Below are 6,475 nucleotides of genomic sequence, written 5' to 3'. Positions count from 1 at the left end.
GACGTCCACTGCTGGTTGTTCTGTCCGTTGCAGTCCCAGATCTGCGCCAGGGCGCCGTTGGCCTGCGAGACGCCGGTCACATCGAGACACCTGCCCGAGCCGACCCCCCTGATCGCGCTCCCGGCCGGAGGCGTGGGGGACGGGGACGGGTTCCCGCCGCTGTCGAGGCCGAGGAACGTGATGGCGTGGGGGAACATGCCGTCCAGCGGCAGGGAGTGACCGTAGCCCGCGAAGCTGAACGCCTCGACGGGGGCCTGGGCCGTGGTGGCGCCGTACCGGGTCCGGGTCACGCCCGATCGGGGGCTGTCGGTGAACGTCGCGGTCTGGCCCAATCCGTGCAGGTTGGTCCACTGCTTGATCGCTTCGCCGAAGTTGGGGTAGGCAAGCGTGGTGTCGGTGCTGCCGTGCCACAGTTGCATCCGGGGATAGCGGCCGGTGTATCCGGGATACATCGCCCGTGCCTGGTCACCCCACTGCTGCGCGGACTTGATGAGGTTCCCGCCGGAGCACTGGCTGTTCCACAGCGATCCGTTGGTGGTGGCGAAGCACCCGGCGGGGACGCCGGAGAACGCCGCGGCGGCCGTGAACACGTCCGGGTACTGTGCGGCGAGCACGTTGGTCATCATCGCACCGGAGGAGAAGCCGCTGACCACGATGCGGGCGGGGTCGACGTTGTAGCGCTGCCGGGCCCACGTGGCCATGGACATGATTCCGGTGGAGTCACCGCCGCCGTCGCGCCTGAGTGCGGCGGGGGTGGAGACGTCGAAGCAGCGTCCCTCGCGGGTGGCCTCGGGAACCACGATGATGTACCCGTACCGGTCCGCCGCGGTCACGTAGTCACGCCCGACGCCGTTGAAGACCCCGCCGGCCGTGCCGGTGCAGTAGTGGACCATGACCAGCATCGCCGGTCGTGCCGCGACCCTGTCCGGCACGTAGATGTACATGTTCAGGTTCGTCGGGTTGTTGCCGAAACCGGTCACCTGGGTCAGTGACGCGGCCGCGGCGGGCCGGACCGCCAGGAGCAGGCTCGCGATCATCAGAGGTAACGCGGCGGCCGCCAGTATGGCCCTGAGCCTTCGTTTCACGTTGTGTCCTTTCGATTGCCGGGAGCGTCCAAGCGCGCACGCTCCCGGCGTAAACAGGTGGGTTCGGCCTGGGGAGCAGGCCGGGTTTCATCGCCGGCTGGTCCTTGGCCGTGTGCCGGGTGGACGTCTTGCGCGCCGTCCCACCCGGCACACGAGCCGTCGGAGCCACCTGGACATCCGGGTGATCGCAGGGGACGACACCCCGCGGGATCGACGCCGCGTCCCGTCATCGGGGAACACACACCACTCGGGCGTCGTGGTCGACGGCCCCTGCCGCGCACCACCGACTTGGCATAGGGGCCGTCTCGGGGACTCAGTGTGGAAACTATTACAAAATGTGTCAAGCTCATTCAGGAAGGTTCTGTCTCAGCGTTTGACACACGTCGTACACCTGCTTCAACGCCTGCCGGGTCCTTGAAAGTCGTGGTTTCGCCATCCGGGGCGAGATGTTGGCCGTGAAAGTTTCATCACATCGCCCCGGCCCGCTCGGTGCGGCGACCCGTGAAACACCAGATGGGCCGTCTCCGGCTCCCGCCCCTGCCTGCCTCGCCGTGCTTCAGGCTCTTGACAGTCTCTCCTCGCCTCGTGTTTGCTCCGCTCCACCACCACAATTGTTCGGCGCGGGAAGAAGCCACAATCGGCAGAAAAATGTTAACGCTCACATCTATCTGTCCCTCGAAAAGACATGCTCGGCGACCGTGAATCCAGGACAGACACCACATCCGCGATTCACCCCCACGGTCGACGATCTCTTGACGGGAGGATTCTCCGCACGGCGAGAACTTCAGATCAGCCTGATACATCGGACCTCATAACCCTGTGACCGGCGGGCACCCGCGATGTGCCCAAGCCGCCACTCTCGCCGCCACACGACATTCGTTGGCAAGTGCTCCGAATACAGATTGTTAGCGCTATCCGAGCTGTCAGCAGTAACCGCCCCCGGCTTCAGGAAAGAGGTTGAGCATGCGTAGGTGGAGACGGTGGTTCACCGCGGCGTTTCTGGCTGTGATCATGGTCGCGCTGGGCGCGGTGACGCGGACGAGCGTCGCCGGCGCGGAGTCCAACGGCGGCGTGCGGGTCATGCCGCTGGGCGACTCGATCACCGAGGGCACGCAGGTGCCGGGCGGATACCGCATCGGCCTGTGGCAGCGACTGGCCTCCGGCCGGTACACGGTGGATTTCGTCGGGTCGCAGTTCAACGGGCCGAGCTCTCTGGGTGACCACGACCACCAGGGGCACCCCGGCTGGCGCATCGACCAGATCGACGCGAACATCGCCGGCTGGGCGCGGACCTACAATCCGCGCACGGTGCTGCTGCACATCGGCACCAACGACATACTGCAGAACTACAACGTGGCCGGCGCGCCCCAGCGGCTGTCCACCCTGATCGACCGCATAACCGCGACCGTGCCGGACGCGGACGTGTTCGTCGCCACCATCATCCCGCTGTCGTCGGCGAGCCAGGAGGCCGCCGCCCGCACCTTCAACGCGGCCATCCCCGGCATCGTGCAGAACAAGGTGAACAGCGGCAAGCGCGTCCATCTGGTCGACATGCACAGCAAGCTGACCACGTCCGACCTGATCGACGGCATCCACCCCACCGCCGGCGGCTACGACAAGATGGCCGCCGCCTGGTACGCGGCACTCCAGTCGGTCTCCGGCAGCATCGGCCAGCCCGGCGGCCCCGGCCCGACGCCCTCGTCCGCGCCGGCGAGCGCGATCCGCGGCGTGGGTTCCGGCAGATGCCTGGACGTCGCCAACGTCTCGCAGGCCAACGGCGCCCCGGTGCAGATCTGGGACTGCAACGGGCAGGTCAACCAGCGCTGGACGCAGACCGACGCGGGTGAGCTGCGGGTGTACGGCAACAAGTGCCTGGACGTGTCCAACATGGGCACCGCCGACGGCGTGCAGGTGCAGATCTGGGACTGCAACGGGCAGACCAACCAGAAGTGGAGGTTCAACTCCGACGGCACCATCACCGCGCTCGGCGCGAACAAGTGCCTGGACGCACCCAACTACTCCACCGCCAACGGTGTCAAACTCCAGATCTGGTCCTGCAGCGGCGCCCCCAACCAGCGCTGGACCCGCGTCTGATCCGCCTCCCTGGCGCATGGGCCTGTTCATCCAGAACCACCCATCCCGCTGACCCGCTCCGGCTGCTCCCGCCCCACAACGGGAGCACCGGTCAGCGCGGTTACGAGAGCGGCCCGGCGTCGCTCTCGGCCACAGAGGCGCTCATACCGTCGAAGGTGAGTTCGACTTCTGGATCAGGGGCTCCTGACCGCCGACCGTGGTGTCGGACCGCCGCCTCATTCGTGGCTCTCGGCCCCGCGGTGGCCTCGTGCCGGGCCTCTGGCCTGCCCGTCACGCAGGATGAGAGCCGCGGCGAGCAGGGAGAGCACGCAGGCGGACCAGAAGACGGCGGGCAGGCCGGCCAGGGTGGCGAGCAGGCCGGCGGTGGCGGCGCCCAGGGGCATGGCGCCCATGCCGATCAGGCGGCAGGTGGCGTTCACCCGGCCGAGCAGCCCCTCGGGGATGAGCCGCTGGCGCAGCGAGACGGAGACGACGTTGGTGACGGCGTTGGCCGCGCCGATGCCCGCGGCGGCGGGGAAGACCGCCAGGGGAGAGGGCAGGAGGACGGGCACCACCAGCAGCAGAGCGTTGAGCAGGGTGACGCCCACCAGGGCGCCGTTCTCACCGGTCAGGCGGGTGAGCGAGCCGGAGAGCACCGAACCGGCCACGGCTCCGGCGGCCAGGGTCGCCGCCAGGAGGCCGTACTGGCCACCGGTGAGTCCCACCCGGGAGCCGTCGCCAACTACCCAGAGCACGAAGACCGCGAAGTAGGCGCCGTAGGCGAGGTTGAGCACGCCGGAGTAGGCGGCCAGGGCGCGCAGGGCGCGGTGTCCCCACAGGTGGCGCAGGCCGTCGGCGATGTCGGCGCGCAGCGCCTGGGCGGGGGCGGCCTCCGGGCGGAACCGGCCGCGCAGGCCGAGCAGCAGCAGCGCGCCGGCCGCGTACAGCAGGGCGGCCGTGCCGAACACGGCGGCGGTGGCGGCGCCGACCAGCAGGCCCGCGAGCGGGGCGCCGAGAAAGTGGTTGCCGAGGGTCTGGGTGGCGACGAGCCGCCCGTTGGCCGCGCCCAGCCGGTCGCCGGTCACGGTCATCGGCAGCGCCGACTGGGCCGAGGTGTCGGCGAACACCTCGGCGCCGGCCAGCAGCACCGCCGCCACCAGCACCGGCAGGCTCAGCAGGTCCAGCCAGGCGGCGGCGGCCGTCGCGGCCAGTACGGCGGCGCGGGACCAGCCCGCCAGCACCATGATCCGGCGCCGGTCCAGGCGGTCGGCGATCGCGCCCGCGTGCAGGGCCAGTAGCAGCCACGGCAGCGTCGTCGCGGCGCTGACCAGCGCCACCTGCGCCGGTGAGTGGGTGAGGGAGACCGCGAGCAGCGGGACGCCGACGAGCAGGACGCCGTCGGCCAGGTTCGACAGGCCGGACGCCGCCCACAGGTGATGAAACGAGCGCCCCAGTCCCGGACGGCCCACGGTCTCTTTCGTGTGCTGACTCATCGGCCGGTGGGGGCGAGCAGTTCGGCGAAGACTCCGATCGCCCGGTCGACGGCGTCCGCGCTGACCCCAGCGTGGGTCACCGCCCGGATCCGCCCGTGCCCCAGCTCCTCCACCTGGACGCCTCTGCGCCGGGCGGCCGCGATGAACGACCGGGTGGTGTAGCGCTCGTCGCGGACCCGGAAGAACACCATGTTCGTGATCGGCGGGCCTGGGTTCAGCCGTACGCCGGGCAGCCGTGCCGGTCCGCGGGCGAGGCGGGCGGCCTTCTCGTGGTCCTCGGCCAGCCTGCCGGTCATCTCGGTGAGGGCGATGATGCCGCAGGCCGCGATCATGCCGGCCTGCCGCATGCCGCCGCCGAGCATCTTCCGCATCCGCCTGGCCTGGGCGATGATCGCCCGGTCGCCCACCAGCACCGATCCGATCGGCGCGCACAGGCCCTTGGACAGGCAGATCTGTACGGTGTCGGCGTAGAAGGCGATCTCCGCGGGGGTGATGCCCAGCGCGACCGAGGCGTTGAAGATGCGCGCCCCGTCCAGGTGCAGCGCCACGCCGTGCGAGCGGGTCAGCTGGGCCACACGGCTCGATCTCGGCCATCATCTGTTTCAGCAGCCGGTTGGGGAGCTTGAGGCGGAAGGCCGAGTCCACCGCGCGCGCGGTGGCGACCAGGTCGGCGGTGGAGCTGGCCATGCCCTTGCCCTCGGGGAGCGCGCTGTTGAGCATCAGCCAGCCGCCGGTGTGCACCCCGTAGTGGGACATGATCCCGGTGGCCAGGCGCCGCGCCTTGCTCTTGTGCGGCGGTGAGACGATCACCTGGTCCAGCTGGGGGTCGGGTTCGAAGGCGGCCTCCACGTACAGGTCGACGGGGAAGGTCACCAGGAAGTCCGTACCGGACCCCAGGATCCCCTGCAGCAGTTCGCCGAAGGTGCCAGGGGCGCGCGCCCCCGGCCGACCCCGCCGCTGCGGCCGTCGCTCTCCCAGGTCGGCATCTGGATGGTCATGTCAGCTCGCCCGCCTTCGTACCGGTGGTGTGCTCCCAGGCCTCTCGCAGCCATCGGGACCGCTCGGCGGCTCCCCGGTCGACGGCGGCCAGCCGGTCGCCGACCTGTTCCAGGAGGAGACGGACCTGCTCGGGGCGGGTCGAACCGGTGGTCTGCTTGCGCCACACGCCCGCCTCCGGATCCAGCAGCCCGCGCACCTCGTCCTCGGTAAGGGCCAGGGTGAAGCCGAGTCGTTCGCCCGCGGCGACCAGGTCCGGTGCCGTGAGCAGGCCGGGGGTGAGGGTGCCTGAGGGGCCGAGCCGCTCCAGGGCGGCCGAGATCCACGCGCCGACGAGCACCTGCGCGTCCCTGGCCGGCACGCGGTGCTCCAGGGTGAGGTGGTTGGCGACGGTCGAGGCGGCCATCAGCTCGTCCCGCACCACCCGGCGGGCCGGCTCCGGGTGGAACCGCACGTCCGTGACCACCCGTTCGAACAGCGCCAGCATCGTGTGGCCCACCGGCACGGTGACGGCGGAGCACCGGATTCCATCCGGCAGGTTCTCACCGACGCACGCCTGCCACTCCAGCCGGGAGGTCTGTGCCGAGGGCGCCCACGCCGTGCCCGCCGCCGCGGGGGAGGCCCCCACCGGTACGAGCAGTGCCGACGCGGAGACCAGTCCCGCAAGCAACGATCCGATCCTCATGCGCATCCGTACCTCCTCCATCCGACGGCGATCGCCTCGCCGTACGGTTCGCGGCCGGTTCGGTGACCCCGGCACCCCTCCACCGTCGCGGAGCCGTTCCCGGGAGGCCACCGGGACGGCCACCGGGAAACTTCGGGATTTCC

At 70.3% G+C, this 6,475-nt stretch carries 5 protein-coding genes and 1 pseudogene; 1 reads left to right on the top strand and 5 read right to left on the bottom strand.

The window, feature by feature from the left end; genetic code table 11:
* Positions 1–1,085: extracellular catalytic domain type 1 short-chain-length polyhydroxyalkanoate depolymerase (locus tag IG98_RS0137695; protein WP_030923849.1), on the bottom strand; the 1,085-nt coding region annotated here is incomplete at its 3' end.
* Positions 1,086–2,048: 963 nt separating this feature from the next.
* On the opposite strand from IG98_RS0137695, the gene IG98_RS53875 reads away from it, so the two are divergent.
* Positions 2,049–3,179, top strand: a complete 1,131-nt coding sequence (locus tag IG98_RS53875; protein WP_030923846.1) for a ricin-type beta-trefoil lectin domain protein — start codon at positions 2,049–2,051, stop codon at positions 3,177–3,179.
* A gap of 215 nt (positions 3,180–3,394) precedes the next feature.
* Here IG98_RS53875 and IG98_RS0137685 read toward each other — a convergent pair whose 3' ends face one another.
* The 4 genes and pseudogenes from IG98_RS0137685 to IG98_RS0137670 form a co-directional block, all read right to left on the bottom strand.
* Positions 3,395–4,651 (bottom strand): MFS transporter, encoded by a 1,257-nt coding sequence (locus IG98_RS0137685; RefSeq protein WP_051753453.1) that lies wholly within the window; start codon positions 4,649–4,651, stop codon positions 3,395–3,397.
* The gene (locus IG98_RS0137680) at positions 4,648–5,226 is read right to left on the bottom strand and encodes a GntG family PLP-dependent aldolase (RefSeq protein WP_084195948.1); all 579 of its coding nucleotides are present in this window, start codon (positions 5,224–5,226) and stop codon (positions 4,648–4,650) included. Before IG98_RS0137680 ends, IG98_RS0137685 begins: the two co-directional genes overlap by 4 nt.
* A 43-nt stretch (positions 5,227–5,269) precedes the next feature.
* Positions 5,270–5,371, bottom strand: a pseudogene (locus IG98_RS54995) (GHMP family kinase ATP-binding protein); the annotation flags it as partial.
* A gap of 274 nt (positions 5,372–5,645) precedes the next feature.
* Entirely contained in the window at positions 5,646–6,338 is a 693-nt protein-coding gene (locus IG98_RS0137670; RefSeq protein ID WP_030923828.1) for a lyase family protein, read from the bottom strand.
* Positions 6,339–6,475: the final 137 nt, after the last annotated feature.

This window comes from Streptosporangium amethystogenes, assembly GCF_000721075.1.
Lineage (GTDB): Bacteria > Actinomycetota > Actinomycetes > Streptosporangiales > Streptosporangiaceae > Streptosporangium > Streptosporangium amethystogenes.
Note: the sequence above shows the minus strand (reverse complement) of the source record. Positions and strands in the feature narration are given on the sequence as shown.

Coding starts and splice junctions, on each gene's coding strand:
- IG98_RS53875 (WP_030923846.1), top strand. CDS start 2,049: ATGCGTAGGTGGAGACGGTGGTTCACCGCGGCGTTTCTGGCTGTGATC.
- IG98_RS0137670 (WP_030923828.1), bottom strand. CDS start 6,338: ATGCGCATGAGGATCGGATCGTTGCTTGCGGGACTGGTCTCCGCGTCG.
- IG98_RS0137685 (WP_051753453.1), bottom strand. CDS start 4,651: ATGAGTCAGCACACGAAAGAGACCGTGGGCCGTCCGGGACTGGGGCGC.